The following is a 23974-nucleotide window of genomic DNA, read 5'->3' as shown; positions in this document are numbered from 1 at the left end:
CCTAGCCGCCGCCATTGAACCACCAGGTGGCGACATTGAGGTAGGCGGCGAAGCTCACCCAGGCCAAGTAGGGAACCAGCAGCCAGGCGGCGAGGTGCGAGACGCCGGCGAAACGACGGATGGTCAGCACGATCAGCCCCCACAGCAGCAGCAGGTCGAGCAGCGCCAGGCCCATCCCGTGCAGGCCGAAGAACAGGATCGACCAGAGCGCGTTGGCGGCGAGCTGAGCGACGAAGGGCCAGAGGATGTGCCAGCGTGCAGCGGGCGGGGCGGCCAGGGTGGCCCGCCAGGCGGCCAGCGCCATCAGCAGGTAGAGCGTGCTCCAGGCAATGGGGAAGGCGAGATTCGGCGGGGTCAGCGGTGGCTTGGCCAGGCCGGCGTACCACTCGCCGGGCGGGGTGGCGATGCCGCTCAGCGCGGCCAGCATCACCAGCACCAGCCAACCGAGGAAGATCATCAGTGAGCGGGTCGGGGTCATGCGCGGCCTCCTTGCCAGTCAGGCGTCAGGGGAGGTTACCACACTCCCCCTGGCCCTCCAGGCCGCGGCATCGCGCCCCGGGGATCCGAACAGCGGCCATGGCGGCGGTGAACCGCTTCCAGCCCGGCGGCGCGTCTGGCGGTGGTCAGCGCCCGTATTGTTATGTTATAACCTCCGCCAGTTTTCCGGAGGCTCCCCCATGGCTCACCACCAACACCGGCATCGCCCGGAAGGGCCCTGCCATTTCTCGCTGATGTCGCTCTCCGCGACTCGCCGCCTGCTGCTGGTCGCCGCACCGCTCGCCGCCCTGTGGCTGACGGTCTCCTGGGCCGCGGGGTGGTGGTCCTGATGTCGCGCCTGCAACTGCATGACCTGCAGCTGGCCCGCGGCGGCCAGACGATCCTCGAGCACCTGGACGGCCGCTTCATGGACGGCGCCATCACCGCCCTGATCGGCGCCAACGGCGCCGGCAAGAGCACCCTGATCGCCGCCATCATGGGCATGCTGGCCCCGGTGGCCGGCAGCGTGGAGTGCCGGGTGCCCCGCGAGCGCCGGGCCTGGCTGCCCCAGCAGCTGGCGCTGGACCTCAGCTTCCCGATGAGCGTGGAAGAGCTGATCATGAGCGGCACCTGGCCCAGCCACGGTGCCCTGAAGGGCTACTGCGGCCCCCACTATCGGCGCGGTCGCAAGATCATGGCGCGACTGGGCATCTCGCAGTTGGCTCACCGCCCGCTGGGCGAGCTCTCCGGCGGCCAGCGCCAGCGCGCCCTGCTGGGCCGCACCCTGATGCAGGAGGCCGAGCTGCTGCTGCTCGACGAGCCCTTCGCCAACGTCGACATCGAGACGGTGGACGTGCTGATGGAGGTGCTGCGCGACATGGCCCGGCAAGGCGCCACCATCATCGTGGTGATCCACGACATGGAGCAGCTCGCCCGCCTGGCCGACGACGTGCTGCTGCTTTCCGGCGGCCATGGCCGCTGGGTCAGCCCGGATGCCCTGCTCGACCACCATAGCGGCCTGGTGCCCCGCGCACCGCGCCTGCCCCTGACCTTTCCGGATGCCTCCCATGCTGGCACTGCTTGACGCCTGGCTGCTCGCCCCCTTCGACTACGGCTTCATGCAGCGTGCCCTGGTGGCCGGCCTGGCGCTGTCGCTGGCCGCCCCCCCGCTGGGGGTCTTCCTGATGCTGCGCGGCATGAGCCTGATCGGCGACGCCATGGCCCACGCCATCCTGCCCGGGGTGGCGCTGGGCTTTTTGGCCGCCGGCTTCTCGCTGCCGATGATGAGCCTGGGCGGTATCCTCTCGGGCTTGCTGATCGCGGTGCTCGCCGGCAGCGTGTCGCAGATGACCGGCCACAAGGAGGACTCAGCCATGGCCAGCTTCTTTTTGATCTCGCTGGCCGCCGGGGTAATGCTGGTATCGCTGGGCGGCAGCAGCGTGGATCTCACCCATGTGCTGTTCGGCTCGATTCTCGCCGTGGACTCCACCGCCCTGGTGCTGATCGCCGCTATCAGCAGCCTGATCGTGGTGATCCTGGCGGTGGTCTTCCGCGCCCTGGTGGTGGAGTGCCTGGACCCGTTGTTCCTGCGCGGCCAAGGGGTGCGTGGCGGCCTGATCCACGGCATCTTCCTGGGGCTGGTGGTGCTCAACCTCACAGCCGGCTTCCAGACGCTGGGCACCCTGATGGCCGTGGGCCTGATGATGCTGCCCGCCACCACGGCACGCTTCTGGAGCCAGCGCCTGGAGGGGCTGATCGCCATCGCCATCGCCATCGCCCTGGTCTCCAGCACCGGCGGCCTGCTGCTCTCCTACCACCTCAGCTTGCCCTCGGGGCCGGCCATCATCCTGCTGGCCGGCAGCGGCTATGTGTTCTCCGCGCTGTTCGGCCGCCACCATAGCCTGACTGCCCAGTGGCGCCGCCATGCCGCGCCACTGGGCGCCCCCGAACACGACTGACACGGCACCCCTGACACAACCACCGAGGAATCCTGCCATGCGCCTTTCACGCCTCTGCGCCCTGCTTGCCGGGGTCTCCACCCTGCTAGCCCTGCCCGCCGCCCTGGCCGCCGAGCGCATTCAGGTGGTCACCAGCTTCAGCATCCTCGCCGACATGATCGAGAACGTCGGCGGCGAGCATGTCGAGGTGACGGCCCTGGTCGGCCCCGACAGTGATGCCCATGTCTATTCGCCGCGCCCCACCGACGCCCGCGCCCTGGCCGAGGCCGACCTGGTGGTGTTCAACGGACTGCAGTTCGAGGGCTGGATCGAGCGGTTGATCGACGCCAGCGACTTCACCGGTCCCCTGGTAGTGGCCACCGACGGCATCGCGGCACGGATCGCCGCCGCGGAGGACGACGGCCATGATGACCACGACGATGGGGAGGATCACGGCCATGGCCCCATCGATCCCCACGCCTGGCAAGACCTGAGCATGGGGCCACTCTACGTGGACAACATCCTCGCGGGCCTGATCGAAGCCGACCCGGCCAACAGCGTGGCCTACCGGGCCGGTGCCGAGCGCTACCTGGCAGAGATCGCCGCCACCGACAGCGAACTACGCGAGCGGCTCGGCGAGATTCCCGCCGGCACCAGCGTGATCACCGGCCATGACTCCTTCCGTCACTTCGCCCGCGCCTACGGCCTGGCGTTCCTCTCGCCCCAGGGACTCACCACCGAGGCCGACCCCAGCGCGGCCAACATGGCCCGGCTGATCGACGTGATCCGCGAGAAGCATGTCCAGGCGCTGTTCCACGAGAACATGACCAGCCCGGCGATGATCGACCAGCTGGCCGAGGAGACCGGCCTGCCGGTGGCCGGCACCCTCTATGCCGATGCCCTGGCCAGCGACGGCGAGGCCAGCAGCTGGCTGGGCATGATGCGCCACAACGCCCGCATCCTGCACGATGCCCTGGCCGAGCCGGGCAAGAGCGAAGGCGGCGACGTGCACGGCCATGAACACTGAGTGAACGTTCAAGAATCAGCGATCAGGACGCCTTGTGGCGCCGCTCTGCAAGGCCGATACCTGAGCTGCCTGAACGGCAAGAAATGCTAGACTCTGGCTATCCCGGGCGCAGAATACCCGGCACTGCAAGGAGCCATGCAGCATGCGACTCACGCGTCCCCAACGAGAAACCATCGTCTCCTGCATTCGTCAGTTCGCCGGAGAGAATATCGACGTACGTGTCTTCGGCTCGCGTCTCGATGACGCCCGCCGCGGCGGGGATCTCGATCTGCTGCTGGTGTCCCTCAGTCCCATCTCGCTCCTCACCCGCGCCGAGTTGAAGCAGGCACTCGAGGCACGCCTGCAACTGCCTGTGGATATCGTGACTTATACACAAGGCCATGAACCGACGCCTTTCCAGGCCATCGCAATAAAGCATTCTCGGCCAGTCCACGTAGAGGATGCTGCATGACCCACGATATTCTCGAAGCGCAACAGCGCCATCTGGCTCAACTCATGGAAGCCATCCAGCGCTGTGCCTGGTTTCTCCACCAGTCCGAAGCCAAGATCGATTGGCCCATCCTTCCCGAGTGGCTGGTAGAACACAAGAAGGATGTTGACCTCTTCGAGACACTCGCTGCCATCAATGAGCGGTTCGCCAAGCTGCAGGACTCACTGGCATCCGCCATGCGTCACAGTGCCCTGCTCGCGGGAGAGTCCTCCGACAACTTCCTCAAGGTTCTGGTCTTTTTCGAGAAACAAGGCGTCATAGATGCCACCAGCGACTGGCAGCGCTGCCGTGCAGTTCGCAACATGGCCGCCCATGAATATGCGACCAACTACGCGGACATAGCGGAGCACTTCAACCTGCTGCATGAACTCTCCGCAGTGCTCTTTCATGCCGCTCGACGCCTTATCATCTGGTGCACCGAGCAGCTCGGCATCCCGCCCGCCAGCCGGGACTTCGAGGAAGAGTTCAACCGCACCTTCGCCTGAACCATCGGCTGTGCCACCATCACCGGGCCATCGAACGCCAGGGAAGCCGCCATGCTCGAGTTCCGCCAGGTCCACAAGGCCTATGCCACCCCCCAGGGGCCCCTCGAGGTGCTGGCCGGGGTCGACCTGAGCCTGGCCGTCGGCGAGAGTCTGGCGCTGATGGGCGAGTCGGGCAGCGGCAAGTCGACCCTGCTCCACCTGGCCGCGGGCCTCGACCTGCCCGACCGCGGCGAGGTCAGGGTTTCCGGCCGCGCCATCTCGACGCTCGGCGAGGTGGGCCGGGCACGGCTGCGTCGCGAGACCCTGGGCCTGGTGTTCCAGCAGTTCCACCTGGTGCCGAGCCTGACCGTGCTCGACAACCTGCGCCTGCAGGCGCGCCTCGCCGGCCGCGAGCAGGCCGACTGGACGGCCGAGCTGGTCGAGCGGCTGGGCCTGGCCGGGCTGACGAAGCGCTACCCGGAACAGCTCTCCGGCGGCCAGCAGCAGCGCCTGGCCATCGGCCGCGCCCTGGCACCGCGCCCGGCCCTGCTGCTCGCCGACGAGCCCACCGGCAACCTGGACGAGGGCACCGCCGACGAGGTGCTGGACCTGCTGCTGGCCCTGGTCCACGACACCGGTTGCGCCCTGCTGATGGTCACCCACAGCCCCCGGGTAGCCGCCCCCCTGGACCGCCGCCTGCACCTCACCCATGGCCATCTCGGCCAATTCAGCGCGGCCAGGATACCGACATCGTGACCACCCACGCCGTATGGGCCTTCAGGGCCGGGCTCCTCGTCACCGTGACGGCCATCATGGCCGGCATCTGGTGGCTGCTCCAGGCGCTGGGCCTGCCCATGAGCTTCTCCCCCTCCGGCATCGCCGAATGGTTCAACAGCCAGGGCAACATGGGGCCCCTGCTGCTCTTGCTGTTGATGATGCTGGCGGTGGTGGTGGGCCCGATTCCCACCCTGCCGGTCACCGCGGCCGCCGGGCTGGCCTTCGGCCTGCTCCCGGGGGTGCTGCTGTCGATCATCGGTGCCATGACCGGGGCCATGATCGCCTTCACCCTGGCCCGTCTGCTGGGGCGGGATGCTCTGCGTACCCGGCTGCCGGCCAATCCGCTGTTCGGTACCCAGGGCTCGCAGCGCCTGCTGTTCCTGACCGTGCTGGTCACGCGCCTGGTACCCATCTTCTCGTTTGCGCTGGTCAGCTACGCCGCCGGGGTCACCGCCATCACCACGGTACGCTTCGCGCTGGGTACGGTGATCGGCATGCTGCCCATGACCCTGGTGTTCGCCAGCCTCGGGCGCGCCTTCGAGCTGAACCCGCTGCTCTCGATCACGGCCGCCGTGGTTATCCTCAGCGTGATGACCCTGCTGCCCTGGTACCTGCATCGACGCCGCCACTCTCGCCTGGCCCGCTGGCTGCATCTCGACGACGAGCCGCCTGGAGAGTAGCCGGGGCTCGGTGCCTCGGCGGGCACCGGCCACTCCCCTGCCCTGTCGCTTCTATGAGACGATACCGACACCAGGGGGCATACCGCCCCGCTCGCTCGCCAGCCACGTGCCCCCATGCTCACCGCCCTGCTGACCCTGCTCTCCCACTATCGCCGCCACCCCGGCCAGCTCGCCATGCTGCTGCTGGGCCTGTGGGTGGCCGGCGCGCTGTGGAGCGGCGTGCAGGCGATCAACGCCTCGGCCCGCGACAGCTACGCCCGGGCCGAGGCGCTCTTCACCACTGGCCTGGACCGTCTGGAGCGCCGCGACGGCGAGCCCCTCGACCGAGAAGACTTCGTGACCCTGCGCCGCCAGGGCCTGGCCGTCTCGCCGCTGCTGGAGGGCACGGTGATCACCGCGCGGGGCGAGCGGCTGACGGTGATCGGCATCGACCCGCTGACCCTGCCCGGCGACAGCGCCTTCGCCACGGCGGGCAGCCCATCCACCTCAAACCCGGGCGAGCTGACGGCCTTCTTCACGCCGCCCTGGCAGACCCGGCTGGCCCCGGATACCGCCCCGCGACTGGGGCTCGAGCGACAGGCGGCCCCGGGCGCCGAGCCATCGCTGGCCGATGGCAAACGGCTGCCGCCGCTGGTCCTCGCCCCGGCCCTGCCGCCGGACACCCTGGTGGTGGACATCGCCGTCGCGGCCCGGCTGCTGGAACGGGGCACCGCGCTCAGCCGGCTGGTGACCGCGGCCGGCGCGCTGGACTCGGCCCCGGAGGGCTACCGGCTCGGCCGCGCCGCCACCCGGGTCGACCCCGGCGAGCTCACCGCGAGCTTCCATCTCAACCTTACCGCCATGGCGCTGTTGGCGTTGATCGTCGGGCTGTTCATCGTCCAGGCGGCGCTGGGTCTGGCGCTGGAGCAGCGCCTGGGGCTGCTGCGCACCCTGCGCGCCCTGGGCGTGCCGGGGCGCACGCTGGTCGCCCTGCTGGCGCTGGAGCTCGTGCTGCTCGGCGTGATCGGCGCCCTGGCCGGCATCGCCAGCGGCGTGTGGCTGGCGCGCACCCTGCTGCCGGACGTGGCGGCCACCCTGCAGAGCCTCTACGGCGCCGCGGTAGGCGTACAGCTGCGCCTGCCCTGGCACTACTGGCTGGGCGGGCTCGGGGTGACCCTGAGCGGGCTCTTCGTTGCCGGCAGCGGCATCCTGTGGCGGGCCGCGCGGCTCGGCGTGCTGGGGCTCGGCCAGGCCCAGGCCTGGCGGGCGGGCTTCCAGCGCCAGCTGCGTGGCCAGGCCATCGCCGGCACCCTGGCCGCCCTGCTGGCGCTGGCGGTGTGGGCCTGGCTGGCCGCACAGCCCGCCGGCGAAGGGCTGGTTGCCGGCTTCGTGCTGGTGGGGGCGATGATGCTGGCCTGCGCCCTCTGGCTGTCGCCGCTGCTGGCGGCCGGGCTTTCCGGCCTGGGCCGGCTCGCCCGGTCACACCCCTTGACCCAGTGGGCGCTGGCCGACCTGCAGCTCCAGCTGCCGCGCCTGTCGCTTGCCCTGATGGCACTGCTGATCGCGCTCTCCGCCAACCTGGGGGTGGGCAGCATGGTCGGCGGCTTTCGCCTCACCTTCCTCGACTGGCTCGACCAGCGGCTGACCGCCGACCTCTACCTGCGCCCGCCGGCCGGGCAGTTCGACGCGGTACAGACCTGGCTGGACGCGCGCGACGAGGTCGCCGAACTGCTGCCCACCGCCGACGCCGAGTCCTCCCTGCTCGCGGTGCAGGCCGGAGGCGAGCGCCGGCGCCTCGCGGTGCCGGTGACGCTGTTCGGCATCACCCCGGCCGCCCGGCTCACCCCCACCTGGCCGCTGCTCGCGACCCGTGCCGGGCGGGAAGCGGCCTGGACCGCCCTCGAGGCGGGCGAGGCCTTCATCAACGAGCAGCTGGCGCTGGGCCAGGGCATCGCCCCCGGCGACCGGCTGCTGCTGCGCTCGCCGGGTGGCCAGGAGCAGGTGACGGTGGCCGCCATCTATCCCGACTACGGCAATCCCCGCGGCGAGGTGCTGATGGCTACCGCCGCACTGCGGGAGCGCTTCGCCGCCGCGCCAGGGTCGCTGGGCATCGTGCTCGCCGATACCGGCACGCCGGGGGAGCGCCAGGCCGAGACGCTCTCCCGGGCGCTCGCCGAGCGCTTCACGCTGGGCCGCGACGCACTGCGCGACCAGCGCCAGATCAAGGCGCTCTCCACCCAGATCTTCGAGCGTACCTTCGCCATCACCCGCGCCCTCAATGCCCTGACGCTGGCCGTGGCGGCCCTGGCCCTGCTTACCAGCCTGCTGGCCCAGGCCCGGGAGCGCCGTCGCCGGCTCGCCCCGCTGTGGGCACTGGGGGTGACCCGCGCTCGTCTGGCGGGCATCCAGCTGGCTCAGCTGGGTGGCGTCTCGCTGCTCACGGGGCTGGCCGCCGTGCCGCTGGGCATCGCCATCACCGTTTGTCTCGTGGCGGTGATCAACGTGGCCGCCTTCGGCTGGCGCCTGCCGCTGCATGTCTTCCCCGCCGAGATCGGGCTGACCCTGGCCACGGCGATCGGGGTCGCGCTGCTGGCGGCCGGCCTGCCGGCGCTGACGCTATGGCGCACGCCACCCCGCACCCTGCTGGCCGAGGAGGAGGCGACATGAGACGAGCCCTGTCGTGGCTGCTGGTACTACTGATGGCCCTGCTGGCCGGCTGCGAGGACCACACGCCCCGCGACCCGGGCGCTGGCTTCGCCGGGCTGGGCGCCGAGGCCGGCGGCTTCCGGCAGGCCACACCCGGCACCCCGCTGCGCTTTCCCGAGGACCACGGCCCCCACCCCGACTACCGCCTGGAGTGGTGGTACCTGACCGCCAACCTGGAAGACGAGAGCGGCGAGCCGCTGGGCGTGCAGTGGACCCTGTTCCGCCAGGCCCAGCTGCCGCCCGCCGCGCGCCCCGAGACATCTGGCCCCTGGGCCGCCGACCAGCTGTGGATGGCCCACATGGCCGTCTCCCAGGGAGAGACCCACCGGGTGGCCGAACGCTTCGCCCGGGGCGGCTCCCGGGAAAGCGACCCCGTGCGCGACCAGGCGGGTGTCACCGCGGCCCCCTTCCGCGCCTGGCTCGACGACTGGTCGATGGCCAGCCGCGTCGGGGACAGCGACCGGGATGCGCTGTCACAGCTTGAACTGGCCGCCACGGCCGAGCATGACGGCGCTCACTTCGGCTACCGGCTGTCGCTGGACGCCGAGGGGCCCCTGGTACGCCACGGCGAGAACGGCTTCAGCCAGAAGTCCGCCGACGGCCAGGGCTCGATCTACTTAAGCCAGCCCTTCTATCGCGTCAGCGGCGAGGTCACCCTGGACGGCGAGCCGCGCCGGGTGACGGGCCGCGCCTGGCTCGACCGCGAGTGGAGCAGCCAGCTGCTCGGCCCCGACCAGGCGGGCTGGGACTGGTTCTCGCTGCACCTGGCCGATGGCCACCGGCTGATGGCCTTCCGCCTGCGCGGCGGCGGCGAGGGCGGCGAGGGCGGCGATGACTACCTCTCGGGCAGCTGGATCACCCCCGAAGGCGAGACAACGCCCCTGGAAGACGATGCCCTTGCCCTCACCCCCCTGGCCACCTCGACCGTGGCCGGCCGGACGCTGCCCACCCGCTGGCGGCTGCAGCTTCCGGACCATGACCTCGACCTGACGGTCGAAGCACCCCACGCCGATCGCTGGATGGCCACCACGGTGAGCTACTGGGAGGGCGAGGTGAATGTCTTCGACCACGCCAGCGGCGCGCCGCGAGGGCGGGGCTATCTCGAGATGACCGGCTACTGAGACGACTCAACGACGGAGAACCCCAATGCTTCCCAGCCTGTTCATTTCCCATGGTTCACCGATGCTGGCCCTGACCCCGGGGCCGGCCCACGACTTCCTGCGCCGGCTGGGCCATGAGTGGCAACCGAAGGCCATCCTGGTGGTCTCGGCCCACTGGGCCAGCCGCCAGCTGCTGGTCAGCACCAGCGAGCGTCCCGAGACCATCCACGACTTCGGCGGCTTCCCCCGGGCGCTCTTCGACTGCCAGTACCCCGCCCCGGGCGAACCCGGGCTGGCGATGCGCCTGGCCCGTGAGCTCAACGCCGTGCCCACCGAGCGCGGCCTGGACCACGGCGCCTGGGTACCGCTGTCGCTGATGTACCCCGAGGCCAAGATCCCGGTAGTCTCGCTGTCGCTGCCGGTGGGGTGGACGAACGCCGAGCTGGTGGCCCTGGGCGAGAAGCTGGCCGCGCTGCGCGAAGAGGGCATCCTGGTGGTCGGCTCGGGCAGCCTGACCCACAACCTGGCGGAAATGCAGGCCCTGGAGGCGCCGATGCCGGCCTGGGTCGGCGAGTTCGCCGACTGGGTCCATGCCCGCCTGGAGGCCGATGACCGGGCGGCCCTGCTCGACTGGCAGCGCGCCCCCCAGGCGCGGCGCAACCACCCCACCGCGGAGCACTTTCAGCCGCTGCTGGTGGCCATGGGGGCCGGCGGGCCGGGCAAGCGGCTGCACCACAGCGTGGCGCACGGTGTGCTGGCCATGGACCTCTATGCCTTCGCTTGAGAACCGCGGCGCCAGGTGAATCGCCACGCCGCACATGAACGAGGCCGCCCCATGGGGCGGCCTCGTCGTGTCACTCATCGCGGCAGGATCAGGCGTCGGGGATCTCCAGCGCCTGCTGCACCACCGGCCAGCCCGGCTCGCCGTCGCGCGTGGTGACCCCTTCCAGGAAGGCCTGCACCTTGCCGGGGTTGGAGCGGATCCAGTCCAGCGCCACCGCCTCGGGCTCGCGTTCCTCGTAGCTGAAGCCGAGGATCATTGCGCTCTGGTCATCGGCGCTGAAGCGGATCTGGTCGAGCAGCCGGGTAGCGTTGGGGGCGGCCTCGGCGAAGTCGCTGGTCACCAGGGTCTTGACGTCGCTGCTGCCCTGTTCCGGCCCCCACATGTCTTGGGGATCCTCCAGGTACTTCACATCGTATTCGATGTTCATCCAGTGGGGGGTCCAGCCAGCGAAGACGATCCACTCCTCGCGGTTGATCGCCGCGTCCACCGCGCTGAGCATGCCGGGCGTAGAGGTCTCGGAGAGGTGCCAGTCGCCGAGGCCATAGGTGTCTTCCTCCACCGCGCCGTTGAGGATCTCGCTCATGCCGGAGCCGACCTCGATGGAGTAGATGGTGCGCTCGAGCCGGTCGGCGAACGCCTCCTTGTCCAGATCCTCGGCGGAGGTCAGGCCCGCCTCATAGACATAGCTCGGTACCGCGAAGCCCAGCCGCGCGCCCTCGACGTTGTTGCCGAGGTCGACGATGAGGCCCTTCTCCATGGTGGTGTCGTACATGCCCTGCTGGCCGGGCAGCCAGGCGGCCAGGAAGGCATCCAGTTCACGCTGAGTGAGGGCCTCGTAGGTAATGGTGGAGCCCAGCTCCTGCTGGCGGGTCTGGTAGCCCAGGGCATCCAGCAGCTGGGCGGCGAGGGCGGTCTTGACGGTCACACCGGGCCAGGCGGGCACGGAGAAGCGCACCTGTGCGGGCTCCTCGGCCAGGGCAGCGGAGCTCCAGGCCAGCGGCACGGCCAGCAGGGCACCGGCCAGGGCAAGGGTCACGGGGCGATCGAGTGCTTTCATCGGGTCTCCTTGGCAGGTCATGCCATGAACAAACATGGCCGTGACCTTATCCCCGGGAGCCGTGAAAGGCAAAGACCGGGACGGCGTGCGCCTGCCTCAGGCCGCCACTTCCTTTATAAGGCATATACATACATTGCGTTCGCCGCCACGCCATCGGCCGCCACCAGCGTGCGACGCGCTTGATATGGCCGAAACGCCTTCTACACTCGTTGTACACCCATGAACCCACACGAGGTAGCCCCATGTCCATCCCGGCCTATCAATTGGGTGACCATGTTTCCCTGAAGCAGATCGCCAATGCCGTCGCCCATGGCCTCACGCCGATCGTCGAGGTCGAATCGATGGATGGCATCTACACGGTGCGCTTCCACCACGCCAACGACGTCTCGGAGCTCTCCGACAACCAGGGCAGGACCCGCACCTTCCTCGGCACCGGCGAGATCCGCGACCTGCTCGGCGGCATCGGCCTGACCCATGGCGTACTGACCTGGGGCGACCAGTGCGGTGACGAGATGATCGGGGTGCCGGGCCACGCCCTCTCGCCGGACGAGCTGCTCGCCAGCGGCACGCGGATCGCCTTTCGCTGAGGTGCTGCCGCGCCCGCCCCCTGACGCCACGCCAGAGAGGGGCAGGGGGCACCGCATCAAATAACATATGTGTATAAAAAATCCTTTTATATAAATATTTCAGACATAAGAGCCCCAAGCGCTAGGATGAAGGGTCATGATTCACGCCTGGAGAGTGCCCATGTCCCGCGTCCCCCGCCTGCTGGCCCCACTGTTGGCCCTGCTGATCGCCACCGGCCCGGCCCAGGCCGCCGACACCACCACCCGCCTCGAGGTGGGCTACATGCCGATCCTGCCGGTCGCCCAGCTTTTCGTCATGCAAGGTGAGGGCTGGACCACCGAGGCCGGCCTCGAGCTCGAGCTGACCCGCTTCTCCAGCGGCCCGGCCATGGTCCAGGCCCTGGCCTCCGGCGAGCTCGACGTCATGTACTTCGGCATCGGCCCGGCCATGGTGGCTCGCGCCAATGGCGTGCCGATCAAGGTGCTGGCGGCCAGCATCCGCGAGCAGATCGGCCTGGTCGCCCGCGGCGAGCTGGCGGACACCTTCGCCCGCGTCGAAGATCCCGCCGAGGCCATCGCCCGCTTCACCGAGGCGCAGGGCCGCAAGCCGAAGATCGCCACCTTCCCCCGCGGCTCGGTGCCCGACACCGTGCTGCGCTACTGGCTGGTCGAGCAACTGGGCGTGGGCGAGGAGGCCGTGGAGATCGTCGCCATGGGTGCCGACCGGGTCCAGCAGGCGCTGCTGGCCGGGGCGGTGGATGGCGCCTCGATCCTCGAGCCGATCCTCACCACCGTGCAGGAGCGCGACGACAGCGCCCGGGTCGTGGCCCGCGCCGACGAGATGCTGCCCGGCCAGCCCGGCGCCGTGCTGGCGGCCCGTGAGAAAGTGCTGGAGGCGCACCCCGAGGCCATGCGTAAGCTGATGGCCCTGCATCTGCGCGCCACCGAGGTACTGCGCGAGGAGCCCGAGCGCGCTGCACCCCACGTGCGGGAGTTCGTCGGCAAGCGACTGATCGGGCTCGATACCGTGGAGGCCGCCCTGCGCTCGCCCTCCTCGAACTACCTCGCCGACCCCCATGCCATCCGCGAGGCCACCCGCACCATGCATGACTTCCAGGTCGCCCAGGGCACGCTCAGGAAACGCGTCGACCTGGATGCGCTGTTCGACACCGACCTCTACGATGCGGTGGCCGAGGAGCTCGCGGGATCATGACACCGGTCCTGTCGCGCTATCGCCGCAGCCTGCTCGGCGCCCTGGGCCTGGCCGCCTTCCTGCTGCTCTGGGAACTGGCCCTGCGCAGCGGCCTGCTGCCCGGCAGCCTGGTGCCGCTGCCGTCGACGATTCCCGGCGTCCTGGCCGCCGAGATCGCCGACGGCATCTGGCTCGAGGTGGTGACGGCGAGCCTCGCCCACTACAGCGTGGGCCTGCTGCTGGGCTCGCTGCTGGGCATCACCGTGGGCGTGTCGGCGGCGATGCTGCCCGTGTTCGATGCCCTGCACGCCTGGCTGGCCCGGCTGCTGCGCCCCATTCCGCCGCTGGCCTGGATCCCCTTCGCCATCATCTGGTTCGGCATCAACCCCTCGGCGGCGGCCTTCATCATCAGCATCGGCGTGTTCTGGATCAACTACTTCGCCAGCGTCAGCGCGGTGCGCTCGGTGGACCCGGGCTATGACGAGGTCGCCCGGGCCTTCGGCCAGGGCGGCTTCCTGGCGCGGCTGACCAAGGTCAGCCTGCCGGCAGCGGCCCCGGGTATCCTGGGCGGGCTGCGTGCCGGCCTGGGCCAGGGCTGGATGACGGTGGTGGCCGCCGAGCTGTTCGGCATTCCGGGCATCGGCCAGCGCATGATGGAGGCCTCCAGCCTGCTCGCCACCGACATCGTGGTGGTCTACATGCTGACCATCGCCGGGCTCTATGCGGCCTTCGACTTCCTGTTCATGACGCTGCTGCGCCGGTTGCTCAGGTGGCAGCCATGACCGCTTCCCAGACGACCCTGCCCCCGGTGCTTCGCGCGCGAGGCCTCCGGCTGGGCTTCGACGCCACCTCGGTGCTCGCCGGCGTCGACCTGGACCTGCATCCCCGGGAGTTCGTCGCCGTGGTGGGCGCCTCGGGGGTCGGCAAGTCGACCCTGCTGCGCGCCCTGGCCGGCCTGCTCGCCCCCCAAGGAGGCACGGTCGAGATTCCCGAGGGCCGGGCCCGCGACACCCGGGCCTGGTCGATGGTCTTCCAGTCACCGCGGCTCTTCCCCTGGCGTCGTGTGCGCGCCAACGTGGAACTGGGCCTGGAGGGGCTGGCCCTCTCCCGGGCCGAGCGACGCCGGCGGGCGCTGGAGCCCCTGGCGCTGGTGGGGCTGGAGGAGCTCGCCGAGCGCTGGCCGCATACCCTGTCGGGCGGCCAGCAGCAGCGGGTGGGCATCGCCCGGGCCCTGGCCGTGCGCCCGCGGGTGCTATTCATGGACGAACCCTTCTCGGCGCTGGACGCCATCACCCGGCGCCGCCTCCAGCAGGAGCTGGTCGACCTGCGCCGCCGAACCGAGGCCGCCATCGTCTTCGTCACCCACGACATCGAGGAGGCCGTGCTGCTCGCCGACCGGGTGATGGTGCTGGGTGGCCAGGCAGCGGCCCAGCCGGCAGGCGTGGTAGAAACCCTCGATATCCCGTTGCCGCTGGACGACCGCCGCGATCACCCGGGCTTCGCCGACTGCCTGCAAGCCGTCGAGCGCCATATCGGGGGCGCCCACTGACGTCCCGCCCCCTCACTCCCGACATCCGCCGCCCTCACCCCCCGAAAACCAGGAGGCCCCATGGCCGCGCTGCGCGTCCTGCTGCATGCCCCCACCGCCGAGGCCCTCGCCCGGGCTCGGCGCAACGCCCGCAACCTGGGCAAGGCCCGTCCCGATGCCGAGGTGCTGATCCTGGGGCGGTGGCCGCGGCCCTGGCGACCCCCGACGAGACCGACCCCCTGCTGCGGCTGTGCCGCAACTCCCTGGCCGCTCAGGGGCTCGACAACAGCGCAGGCCTCGCGGAGGTCGAAGCGGCGGTTGTCACCCTGGCCGAGCGGCAAGCCGAGGGCTGGGCCTATATCCGCGCCTGAGCGGCGGGGCCGAGGAGTCTGCCGTTCCCTTAAGCAGGCGTTAAGTTGCCGGGGCCAGAGTATCGGGGAAACGTCATGGAGACGCCCCGATGCCACCCCCCGATCCCGTTCACTCCCCCGCCCCCTGTCGACCGCCCCCGGCGGCCCTGCCGGCCGTCATGGCCGGCGCGCCCCCGCTCGAGTGGCGGGAGGGCGGCGGGTGGCATGAACGCCGCCGCCTGGAACGCCTGGTGCGCCGCTGCTTCGCCATCGAACATGGCGCCCGCATCACCCACTTCCTGCCGCGCCTCTTTGGGCTCTGGCAGGGGCGGATCCCGTTGGCGGCGATCGGCGTGGGCCTGGCCAGCGAGGGGTCGCTTTTCCAGGAGCATTACCTGGACAGTTCCGCCGAGCATTTCCTCTCGCGGCGCCTCGGCCGTCCGGTAGCCCGCGAGGCGATCGCCGAGATCGGCAACCTGGCGAGCCTGCGCCGCGGCCTGCAGCGTCGCCTCTTCGTGCAGCTGATCGACCAACTGGTCGCCGAGGGGCTCGACTGGGTGATGTTCACCGCGACCCCGACGGTGGCCAACGGCATCCAGCGGCTGGGCATCGAGCTGCATCCCCTCCAGCTCGCCGACCCGGCGCGGCTGGGCGAGGAGCAGGCATGCTGGGGCCGCTACTACGAGCACCATCCCCGGGTCATGGCCGGCGACCTGCGCCTGGCCCACGGCGTACTCACCGAGCGCCGCCTGCTTGACCCGAGGCGCACACAGGAGGCCGGCCATGTCCCGCTGCGCTGAGGCTTTCCTCGCGCGGCTGGCCCGCCACGCCGCCGAGCGCCCCGAGCGACCGGCCCTGGACGACGGCCACCGCCGGCTGAGCTACGGCGAGCTGGCCGCCGCCCTGGATGACCGCTGTCGACGCCTCGCCCAAAGCGGCGCCCGCCGGGTGGCGCTGGCGCTGGACAACGGCCTGGAGTGGGCGCTGTGGGACCTGGCCCTGCTGCGGGACGCGCGGGTCGCGGTGCCGGTGCCCGCCTTCTTCAGCGACGCCCAGCGTCGTCACCTGGTGGCGAGCGCCGGCCTGGACGCCTGGCTCGGCCCCGGCGGCGAGGCGCTCGGCTTCTGTGCCACGCCGGACCCGGCCATCGCCACCCGGCGGGTGGCCTCGCCCCCGGCCCTGCATGCCGGGACCACGCGCATCACCTTCACCTCCGGGACCAGCGGCACCCCCAAGGGCGTCTGCCTCGACGGCCGCGCCCCGCTGACGGTGGCCGAGAGCCTCGCCGCCGTGGTCGAACCGCTCGGTATCGAACGCCACCTGGCGATGCTGCCGCTGGCGACCCTGCTCGAGAACATCGGCGGCCTCTACGTCCCGCTGTGGCTGGGCGCCACCGCCTGCCTGCCCCCGGTCGCCGAACTGGGCTGGCAGGGCGCCAGTGGCTTCGATCCCCGCCGGGCCCTGGCGGCCATCGAGGCCTTCCGCCCCCACAGCCTGATCCTGGTGCCCCAGCTGCTCCAGGCCCTGGTGGCGGCCAGCCCCGAGGCCCCGGACAGCCTGCGCTTCGTCGCCTTGGGCGGCGCCCGGGTGGCGGCGGCGCTGCTCGCCAAGGCGCAGGCCGGCGGCTGGCCGGTCTTCGAGGGCTATGGGCTCTCGGAATGCGGCTCGGTGGTCTGCCTCAACCGTCCCGGCGAGGCCACCCGTGGCGTGGGCCGACCGCTGCCCCATGCCGAGGTACGCCTCGACGATAGCGGCGAGGTGCAGGTCCGAGGGGCCACCATGCTCGGCTACCTGGGCGAGCCGGCCGCCGGCGACTGGCACCAAAGCGGCGACCTGGGCCACTGGCAGGGCGAGGCCCTGGCGCTCGACGGCCGCCGCCGGGAGGTCTTCATCACCGCCTACGGCCGCAACGTCGACCCCCAGTGGGTCGAGGGCGAACTCTGCGCCCAGGACGCCATCGCCCAGGCGCTGGTCTTCGGCGAGGCCCTGCCCGCTAATCGGGCGCTGGTCGTGCCCGCCGCACCTGGGCTCGACGATGCCCGGTTGGCCACGGCGATCGCCGCCGCCAATGCCGGCCTTCCCGACTATGCCCGGGTGCAGGCGTGGCGCCGCGCCACGCCCTTCACCTTGCAGAACCAGCAGCTGACGGGCAACGGCCGCCTGCGCCGCGACGCCATCCATGAACGCTACCGCGACTGGTTGCTGGCGCCGCCCACTGCCGCCACCGACAACCCCCTTCCCACGGAGGAGTGACCCATGACCCCCTATCAGCAACTCCAGGCCGCCACCCACGCCGAGCGCGATTGGCTGCTGGCCGCGCCGATGCTGACCCGCGCCCTGAGCGGCGAGGTGAGCCGCGACGAGTACCTGGCCTTCCTCGGCCAGGCCTACCACCATGTGCGCTTCACGGTGCCACTGATGATGGCCTGCGGGGCGCGCCTGCCCGACCGCCTCGGCTGGCTGCGCAGCGCCCTGGTGGAGTACATCGAGGAGGAGCATGGCCACGAGCAATGGATCCTCGATGACATCCGCGCCACCGGTGGCGATCCCGAAGCGGCGGCCGCCGCCGAGCCCGACCCCGCCACACGGCTGATGGTCTCGCATGTCCGCGACGTGATCGAACACGGCAACCCGGTGGGTTTCTTCGGCATGGTGCAGGTGCTCGAGGGCACCAGCACGGCGCTGGCCACCCAGGCCGCCGAGGGACTCCAGGCGAGCCTCGGGCTGCCGGACGACGCGGTACGCTACCTGACTTCCCACGGCAGCCTGGACATCGGCCACCTGGCCTTCTTCGAGGGGCTGGTGAACCGCCTGGAGGGCGACGACCTGGCGGCGGTGATCGACACCGCACGGATGGTCTATCGGCTCTATGGCGCCATGTTCCGCAGCATCGTGGCCCGCTGCGACGGTGGCAGCGCCACTCGGGAGCTCTCCGATGCGCTGGTCTGACAGGGTGTTTCGCCGCGTCAGCCTGCCCGAGGGGGGCTGGCCCGCCCAGCGGATCCTGATCACCGGCGCCAGCGGCGGCATCGGCCAGGCGCTGGTCGACGAGCTCACCGCCGCCGGGGCACGGCTGCTGATCACCGGGCGCCGCGACGAGGCCCTCGAGGCCCTGGTCGCGCGCCATCCGGGCCAGGTGACGGCCATGACCGCCGACCTGACCCGCGCCGAGGACCGTAACCGGCTGGTGATGGCAAGCCGCGATGCCGGTTGCAACATGCTGGTCAACGCCGCCGGGGTGAACCGCGTGGGGCTGTTCGAGTCCTGCAGCGACGAGGAGATCGAGGCGCTGGTCACCCTCAACCTCACTGCCACCCTGCAGCTGACCCGGGCGCTGCTGCCGCAGCTGCTCGCCGCCGAGCACGGCTGGGTGGTCAACCTGGGCTCGACCTTCGGCACCATCGGCTACCCCGGGCAGGTCGGCTACTGCGCTACCAAGTTCGCCCTGCGCGGCTTCAGCCAGGCCCTGCGCCGGGAGCTCGCCGATACCCGCGTGCGGGTGCTGCATGTCTCCCCCCGGGCCACCCGTACCGCCATGAACGCACCCGAGGTGGAGGCGATGAACCAGGCGCTCGGCAACGCCATGGACACCCCGGCGCGGGTCGCCTCGGCGGTACGCCGCGCCATCGAGCATGGCCGCGAGGAAACCCAGCTGGGCGGCCCCGAGCAGCTCTTCACCCGCCTCAACAGCCTGCTGCCGCGCCTGGTCGACCAGGCCCTGCTGCGCCAGCTGCCGGTGATCCGCCGCTTCCTTGCCCCGGCAGGCGAGACTGGCCCCGACGCAAGCGAGACGCGACATCTGCCATGATCGACCACGGCCGCAGCAGGCGCGCTCGCCTCGTGGGGCTCGACAGGCTCTGCGGGTGAGGCGACCATCGGCATGAACGGGGCCACTATCGGCCCCTTGGAGGAGTGACCCCCACCCCATGCGCATCCTGCTGGTAGAGGACGACCCCAGCCTGGCGGCGGGCATCCGCCTGGCGCTCAAGCCGGAACACTACACCGTGGACCTGTTGACCGATGGCCGGCAGGCCTTGGCTGCCCTCGAGAGCAACGAGCCCTTCGATGCGGTGATCCTCGATCTGGGCCTTCCCGGGCTCGACGGCATGCAGGTGCTGGAGGCGACACGCCGCCGGGGCAACCGCGTGCCGGTGCTGGTGCTGACCGCCCGGGACGGCATCGACGACCGCATCGCCGGCCTGGATGCCGGTGCTGACGACTACCTGGTCAAGCCCTTCCAGGTCGCGGAGCTGAAGGCCCGCCTGCGGGCCCTGCTGCGCCGCAGCCAGCGGCAGGCCAGCAGCGTGCTGGAGGCCCGCGGCATCCGCCTCGATCCCGCCACCCACAGCGTCAGCTACCACGGCGAGCCGGTGTCGCTGTCGCGGCGCGAGTTCACCCTGCTCCAGGAGTTCCTCGCCCACCCCGGCCGGGTATTCACTCGCGACACCCTGACCCGGCTGGTCTATGGCTGGGAAGAAGAGGTGGAGAGCAACGCCATCGAGGTGCACGTGCACCACCTGCGGCGCAAGTTCTTCCCTGAGTTGATCCGTACCCTGCGCGGCATCGGCTATGTGCTCGACAGCCCCGCGCCGGACAGGACGGGCTGATGTCGATCCGTCGCCGCACCCTCGGCGTGGTGCTGCTGGTCTTCGGCCTGAGCATGCTGGTCATCGGCCTGACCAGCTACCGCGATGCCGCCCACGAGGTGGAGGAGCTGTTCGATGCCAAGCTGGCCCAGAATGCCCGCCTGCTCGAGGGCCTGATGCGCGCTCCGCTGGCGAGCGAGCAGCGCGAGGCCCTGCTGGAAAGCCTGAAAGCCTCCCTGCAGCGCGTGGAACAGGCCGACCAGCAGATCGCCGGCCACCGCTACGAGAGCAAGCTGGCCTTCCAGCTGTGGGAAGGCGACCAGTTGCTGCTGCGCTCGGACAGCGCCCCGCCGGCACCACTCACAGCACTGAGCGAGGGTTACGAGGACACTCGGCTGGCCGGCCGCACCTGGCGGGTCTATGCGCTGAGCACGCCTCGATCCCCGCTGCGCGTGGTGGTGGGGGAGCGCGGCGATGTGCGCGGCGAGCTGGTGACACTGATCGCCCTGCGCACCCTGATGCCCGACCTGCTGGGGCTGCCGGTGCTGGCCTTCCTGCTGTGGTGGGCGACCGGCTGGGGCCTGCGACCGCTGTCGCGAATGGCCGAACAGATCCGCCGTCGCGATCCCCACACCCTGCAGCCCTTGATCCTCCACCCGCTGCCGCGGGAGCTGGAGACCATCGCCGGCGCCCTGAACCGCCTGCTCGAGCGCATCCGCGCGCTGCGGGTGCGCGAGAAGCGCTTCATCGCCGACGCCGCCCACGAGCTGCGCACGCCGCTGGCGGTGCTCGACCTGCACGCCCAGAACGCCCTGGCCGCCGAGGACCCGGCGGATCGCCGCGAGGCGCTGGGCAAGCTGCGCGATGGCGTGGCCCGGAGCACTCGCCTGGTCACCCAGCTGCTCGCCCTGGCCCGCCTGGACCCGGAGGAGGAGTCGCCGCTGGCCGACAAGCCCGCCGACCTGCTGGTCGAGGTGCGCGAGGCGCTGGCCAAGCTCTCGCCACTGGCCGCCGAGCGCGGCATCGAGTTACAGCTGGAGGCCGACGAGGCCACCGACTGGAGGCTGTCGGTCGAGCCCGGGGCCATCGATACGCTGATCCAGAACCTGGCCGGCAATGCTCTGCAGCACTCCCCCCAGGGGGGCACCGTCACGGTGGGGCTGGCGGCCGGCGACCACGCCCTGTCGCTGACGATCGACGATCAGGGGGCCGGCATCCCGCCTGACCAGCGCCTCGAGGTCCTCGAGCGCTTCCACCGGGCCGGGCCGGGCGCCGGCGCGGGCCTGGGACTCTCCATCGTCGACCGGCTGCTGCAGCGCCACGCCGGCCGCCTGCGGCTCGACGACGCCCCGGACGGCGGACTCAGGGTGGAGGTCGTGCTGCCGCGCACGCACCGGGCAGCGTGACCACCATCCCGCCATAAGGCGGCGTTAAGCTGGCCGGGCCAGTATGGCATCTCCGCTTCTCGATACGGCGATGCCATGCCCGACCTGACACCCCTGGCGACGATGCGCTCCGGCGCAGTGCCGAGGTTTCCCGTTTCCCTCCCCTACCGCCTGGCCCTGGCCTGGTGCGGCTTTCTCGCCCTGATGCTGGTGATATACGGGCTGGGGCTGGACTTCACGCTCGCCGATGCCCTCTACCGCTGGCAGGGCGGCGAGTGGGCCCTGCAGGATCATGTGTTGCTGCAGGACTGGCTGCACCAAGGCGGCCGGACGCTCAGCCAGTGGATGGGAGCCGGGGTCATTGTTGCCCTGCTCGCCAGCCTGCTGCCGACCCCGCTGCGCCGCTGGCGGCGAGCGCTGCTGTTCCTGTTCCTGGCCGTGGCGGCCTCGACACTCAGTATCTCGATCCTCAAGCAGCTGGTGAGCATGGAGTGCCCCTGGGACCTGGCCCGCTATGGCGGCGACTGGCCCTTCGTCGGGCTGCTGGAATGGCGACCAAGCGGGATGCCGGACACCGCCTGCTTTCCCGCCGGCCACGCCAGTGCCGGCTATGCCTGGCTGGCGCTCTACTTCTTCCTGGCCGCCACCTGGCCTCGCTGGCGCTGGCTGGGGCTGGCCACCGGCCTGGGGCTGGGGCTCGCCTTCGGCATCGCCCAGCAGCTGCGGGGCGCCCACTTCCTGTCCCATGATCTCTGGACGCTGATGCTCTGCTGGACGATCAGCACGCTGCTGGCCAGCTGGTTGCTGCCGGCATGGCATCTCCCGCAACGTCGCCTGACCCTGCCGCCCAACACTGACGAGACATCCCCCGATGCCTGATGCGATTTCCCTCACGCGCCTGGGGCGGGCCATCCCCCCCTCGCGACTGCCGGCCCTGTCACCCCAGGCGCTCACCCTGCTGGCCAGCCTGGCCTTCACGCTGCTCTACAACCAGCGGTTCTGGTCCGCGGTGATCGACGCTGCGCCCCCCGGCGGCCTCGCCGACTGGGGACGACTGGCCGGCTATGGCGTGGCCATGACCGCGCTGCACTTCGTGGTCTTTCTGCCACTGGTCAACCGCATCAGCGTCAAGCCGCTGTTGTCCTTGCTGGTGGTGTTGGCGGCATCAATCAGCTACTTCACCGGCCACTACGGGGCCTACTTCGATACCCACATGATCGACAACGTGCTGCAGACCGATACCCGCGAGGCGGGCGAGCTGCTGACCCCGGGGCTGGCGCTCTACCTGCTGCTCTTCGCCGGGCTGCCGATGCTGGTGATATGGCGCTGGCCGCTGCGACGGCGCAGCTGGCCGCGGGGGCTGGGCATATCGCTGCTGTGGCTGGCCGGTGGCATAGCCGTGCTGGTGGTGTCGCTGCTGTTCTCCTTCCAGAGCCTGTCCTCGCTGATGCGCAATCATCACGAGTTGCGTTATCTGATCACGCCGGGCAACGCCATCGTCTCGACCAGTCAGGTCATGGCGGCCGAGGACCCGCTGCCGGACGAGCGCCTGCCCATCGGCGAGGATGCCGTTCGCCAGGCCAGTGCCACCGGCACCCCGCGCTTGCTGGTGCTGGTGGTCGGCGAGACCGTGCGTGCCGCCGACTGGGGGCTATCCGGCTACTCGCGCCAGACGACGCCACGCCTGGCGGGCCGTGACCTCATCAACTTCACCGACGTGGCAAGCTGCGGCACCAACACCGCCGTCTCGCTACCTTGCATGTTCGCGCCCATCGGCAAGGCCGACTACGACGAACGCTACATCAGGAGCCACGAGTCGCTGCTGGACGTGCTGCAGCGGGCAGGCTACCGGGTGGAGTGGATCGACAACCAGTCGGGCTGCAAGGGGGTCTGCGACGGGGTGGAGCACTTTTCGCCGGACCCGCAGGCCTATCCGGCGCTGTGCGACGGGCATGACTGCCGGGACGGCGTGCTGACCGAGGAGCTCTCCCGGCGCATCGGCTCGATACGCGAAGATACGGTGATCGTGCTGCACACCCTCGGCAATCATGGCCCCAGCTACTTCCAGCGCTATCCCGAAGCCTTCCGGGCCTTCACCCCCACCTGTGATACCTCGGACCTGGCCCAGTGCTCCCGGGAGTCGATCGTCAACAGCTACGACAATGCGATCCTCTATACCGACAGCGTGCTGGATGACCTCATCGGCGTGCTGGAGCAGCAGCCGTCTCTGGCCACGGCGATGCTGTATGTCTCCGACCATGGCGAATCCCTGGGCGAGAACGGCATCTACCTGCACGGCCTGCCCTACGCCATCGCCCCGGATGAGCAGACTCGGGTGCCGATGACCTGGTGGTCATCCCGGGCATTCGACCAGGCCGCCGGGCTCGAGCGCGACTGCCTGGCCAGCCGGGCCGACCAGCCACTGAGTCACGGCCATCTCTTTCATAGCCTGCTCGGCGTGCTGGGCGTCGAGAGCAGCATCCGTGACCCGAACATGGACATCAGCCAGGCGTGTCGCTCCCCCATGGCCGCTGCCACCTGACGTCCTCCCGGCCGGGGCGAGCCCTCACTCCCGCCCCGGTGCGTCCTTGGTGGCCAGGTCGGGGCGCGACTCGTACTCCACGCCATGGTCACGCAGGTAGTCGCGGATCAGCTGTCGCACCACCTGGGAAGGAGTCAGGTCCTGGGCCGCACACAGCTGCTCGAAGGCCCGCTTCTTGTGCGGGTCGATCAGCAGAGTCAGGCGTGCCGTCTTCTTCTCCATCGCGATTCTCCGTCAGTATTATCATCAAATGTTAATGTCCGCGGCCAGCCTGGGCAATGCCGGTGATACATTTGTCGAAAATACTAACGACATGTTAATATTATTCACATAGTCAACCGGCACGA

The 23974-nt window shown here is 70.4% G+C and carries 27 protein-coding genes; 24 read left to right on the top strand and 3 right to left on the bottom strand.

Annotation, left to right across the window (positions count from 1 at the left end):
• Position 1: 1 nt before the first annotated feature.
• Positions 2 to 478 carry a tryptophan-rich sensory protein gene (locus OP497_RS05380; protein ID WP_280547027.1) on the bottom strand — a complete coding sequence of 159 codons (477 nt, stop codon included), beginning with the start codon at positions 476 to 478 and terminating at the stop codon, positions 2 to 4.
• Between the two features lie 199 nt (positions 479 to 677).
• Here OP497_RS05380 and OP497_RS05375 point away from each other — a divergent pair, with 199 nt between their 5' ends.
• From OP497_RS05375 to OP497_RS05325, 11 genes are all read left to right on the top strand, one after another.
• A complete protein-coding gene (locus OP497_RS05375; RefSeq protein WP_280547026.1) occupies positions 678 to 827 on the top strand; it encodes a hypothetical protein in 150 nt (49 codons plus the stop codon).
• Positions 827 to 1561: a metal ABC transporter ATP-binding protein gene (locus OP497_RS05370; RefSeq protein WP_280547025.1), complete on the top strand. Its 735-nt coding sequence runs from the start codon at positions 827 to 829 to the stop codon at positions 1559 to 1561. Before OP497_RS05375 ends, OP497_RS05370 begins: the two co-directional genes overlap by 1 nt.
• Positions 1545 to 2435, top strand: coding sequence for a metal ABC transporter permease (locus OP497_RS05365; RefSeq protein WP_280547024.1), 891 nt, complete (start codon positions 1545 to 1547; stop codon positions 2433 to 2435). Before OP497_RS05370 ends, OP497_RS05365 begins: the two co-directional genes overlap by 17 nt.
• A gap of 37 nt (positions 2436 to 2472) precedes the next feature.
• Positions 2473 to 3441, top strand: a complete 969-nt coding sequence (locus OP497_RS05360; protein ID WP_280547023.1) for a zinc ABC transporter substrate-binding protein — start codon at positions 2473 to 2475, stop codon at positions 3439 to 3441.
• A gap of 142 nt (positions 3442 to 3583) precedes the next feature.
• Positions 3584 to 3892, top strand: coding sequence for a nucleotidyltransferase domain-containing protein (locus tag OP497_RS05355; RefSeq protein ID WP_280547022.1), 309 nt, complete (start codon positions 3584 to 3586; stop codon positions 3890 to 3892).
• Complete coding sequence (locus tag OP497_RS05350) at positions 3889 to 4416, top strand: hypothetical protein (RefSeq protein WP_280547021.1); 528 nt, start codon at positions 3889 to 3891, stop codon at positions 4414 to 4416. Before OP497_RS05355 ends, OP497_RS05350 begins: the two co-directional genes overlap by 4 nt.
• Before the next feature lie 51 nt (positions 4417 to 4467).
• On the top strand, positions 4468 to 5151 hold the full coding sequence (locus OP497_RS05345; RefSeq protein ID WP_280547020.1) for an ABC transporter ATP-binding protein: 684 nt from the start codon (positions 4468 to 4470) through the stop codon (positions 5149 to 5151).
• Positions 5148 to 5852, top strand: a complete 705-nt coding sequence (locus OP497_RS05340) for a TVP38/TMEM64 family protein (RefSeq protein ID WP_280547019.1) — start codon at positions 5148 to 5150, stop codon at positions 5850 to 5852. The genes OP497_RS05345 and OP497_RS05340 overlap by 4 nt, the downstream gene beginning before the upstream one ends.
• A 114-nt stretch (positions 5853 to 5966) precedes the next feature.
• On the top strand, positions 5967 to 8498 hold the full coding sequence (locus OP497_RS05335; RefSeq protein WP_280547018.1) for an ABC transporter permease: 2532 nt from the start codon (positions 5967 to 5969) through the stop codon (positions 8496 to 8498).
• Entirely contained in the window at positions 8495 to 9658 is a 1164-nt protein-coding gene (locus OP497_RS05330) for a lipocalin-like domain-containing protein (protein ID WP_280547017.1), read from the top strand. The genes OP497_RS05335 and OP497_RS05330 overlap by 4 nt, the downstream gene beginning before the upstream one ends.
• A gap of 25 nt (positions 9659 to 9683) precedes the next feature.
• Positions 9684 to 10421 carry a class III extradiol ring-cleavage dioxygenase gene (locus tag OP497_RS05325; RefSeq protein ID WP_280547015.1) on the top strand — a complete coding sequence of 246 codons (738 nt, stop codon included), beginning with the start codon at positions 9684 to 9686 and terminating at the stop codon, positions 10419 to 10421.
• 88 nt (positions 10422 to 10509) lie between these two features.
• Here the strand turns inward: OP497_RS05325 and OP497_RS05320 are convergent, their stop codons facing one another.
• Positions 10510 to 11478 (bottom strand): ABC transporter substrate-binding protein, encoded by a 969-nt coding sequence (locus tag OP497_RS05320; protein ID WP_280547014.1) that lies wholly within the window; start codon positions 11476 to 11478, stop codon positions 10510 to 10512.
• 242 nt (positions 11479 to 11720) lie between these two features.
• Here OP497_RS05320 and OP497_RS05315 point away from each other — a divergent pair, with 242 nt between their 5' ends.
• The 13 genes from OP497_RS05315 to OP497_RS05255 all read left to right on the top strand — a co-directional run bounded on the left by OP497_RS05315 (position 11721) and on the right by OP497_RS05255 (position 23627).
• Positions 11721 to 12065 carry a hypothetical protein gene (locus OP497_RS05315; RefSeq protein ID WP_280547013.1) on the top strand — a complete coding sequence of 115 codons (345 nt, stop codon included), beginning with the start codon at positions 11721 to 11723 and terminating at the stop codon, positions 12063 to 12065.
• A 160-nt stretch (positions 12066 to 12225) separates the two neighbouring features.
• Complete coding sequence (locus OP497_RS05310) at positions 12226 to 13257, top strand: ABC transporter substrate-binding protein (protein ID WP_280547011.1); 1032 nt, start codon at positions 12226 to 12228, stop codon at positions 13255 to 13257.
• Positions 13254 to 14018, top strand: a complete 765-nt coding sequence (locus OP497_RS05305) for an ABC transporter permease subunit (protein ID WP_280547010.1) — start codon at positions 13254 to 13256, stop codon at positions 14016 to 14018. Before OP497_RS05310 ends, OP497_RS05305 begins: the two co-directional genes overlap by 4 nt.
• The gene (locus OP497_RS05300) at positions 14015 to 14785 is read left to right on the top strand and encodes an ABC transporter ATP-binding protein (protein ID WP_280547008.1); all 771 of its coding nucleotides are present in this window, start codon (positions 14015 to 14017) and stop codon (positions 14783 to 14785) included. Before OP497_RS05305 ends, OP497_RS05300 begins: the two co-directional genes overlap by 4 nt.
• 179 nt (positions 14786 to 14964) lie before the next feature.
• Positions 14965 to 15135: a hypothetical protein gene (locus OP497_RS05295; RefSeq protein ID WP_280547007.1), complete on the top strand. Its 171-nt coding sequence runs from the start codon at positions 14965 to 14967 to the stop codon at positions 15133 to 15135.
• A gap of 89 nt (positions 15136 to 15224) precedes the next feature.
• Positions 15225 to 15914, top strand: a complete 690-nt coding sequence (locus OP497_RS05290) for a thermostable hemolysin (RefSeq protein WP_280547005.1) — start codon at positions 15225 to 15227, stop codon at positions 15912 to 15914.
• A complete protein-coding gene (locus tag OP497_RS05285; protein WP_280547004.1) occupies positions 15898 to 17367 on the top strand; it encodes an AMP-binding protein in 1470 nt (489 codons plus the stop codon). Before OP497_RS05290 ends, OP497_RS05285 begins: the two co-directional genes overlap by 17 nt.
• Positions 17368 to 17370: 3 nt before the next feature.
• Positions 17371 to 18063 carry an iron-containing redox enzyme family protein gene (locus OP497_RS05280; RefSeq protein ID WP_280547003.1) on the top strand — a complete coding sequence of 231 codons (693 nt, stop codon included), beginning with the start codon at positions 17371 to 17373 and terminating at the stop codon, positions 18061 to 18063.
• Complete coding sequence (locus OP497_RS05275; RefSeq protein ID WP_280547001.1) at positions 18050 to 18922, top strand: SDR family oxidoreductase; 873 nt, start codon at positions 18050 to 18052, stop codon at positions 18920 to 18922. The genes OP497_RS05280 and OP497_RS05275 overlap by 14 nt, the downstream gene beginning before the upstream one ends.
• 118 nt (positions 18923 to 19040) lie before the next feature.
• Positions 19041 to 19721: a response regulator transcription factor gene (locus OP497_RS05270; protein ID WP_280547000.1), complete on the top strand. Its 681-nt coding sequence runs from the start codon at positions 19041 to 19043 to the stop codon at positions 19719 to 19721.
• A complete protein-coding gene (locus OP497_RS05265) occupies positions 19721 to 21106 on the top strand; it encodes an ATP-binding protein (RefSeq protein WP_348533110.1) in 1386 nt (461 codons plus the stop codon). The genes OP497_RS05270 and OP497_RS05265 overlap by 1 nt, the downstream gene beginning before the upstream one ends.
• A gap of 75 nt (positions 21107 to 21181) precedes the next feature.
• Positions 21182 to 21964 carry a phosphatase PAP2 family protein gene (locus tag OP497_RS05260; RefSeq protein ID WP_280546999.1) on the top strand — a complete coding sequence of 261 codons (783 nt, stop codon included), beginning with the start codon at positions 21182 to 21184 and terminating at the stop codon, positions 21962 to 21964.
• Positions 21957 to 23627, top strand: a complete 1671-nt coding sequence (locus OP497_RS05255) for a phosphoethanolamine--lipid A transferase (RefSeq protein ID WP_280546998.1) — start codon at positions 21957 to 21959, stop codon at positions 23625 to 23627. The genes OP497_RS05260 and OP497_RS05255 overlap by 8 nt, the downstream gene beginning before the upstream one ends.
• Positions 23628 to 23651: 24 nt before the next feature.
• Here OP497_RS05255 and OP497_RS05250 read toward each other — a convergent pair whose 3' ends face one another.
• Positions 23652 to 23849: a CopG family transcriptional regulator gene (locus tag OP497_RS05250; RefSeq protein WP_280546997.1), complete on the bottom strand. Its 198-nt coding sequence runs from the start codon at positions 23847 to 23849 to the stop codon at positions 23652 to 23654.
• Between the last annotated feature and the right edge of the window lie 125 nt (positions 23850 to 23974).

Origin of the sequence: Halomonas sp. 11-S5, from assembly GCF_029889825.1 — a bacterium.
In the GTDB taxonomy this organism is placed as follows: Bacteria; Pseudomonadota; Gammaproteobacteria; order Pseudomonadales; family Halomonadaceae; genus Halomonas.
The sequence above is the reverse complement of the archived record's forward strand: the minus strand, read 5'-3'. Positions and strand labels throughout refer to the sequence as shown.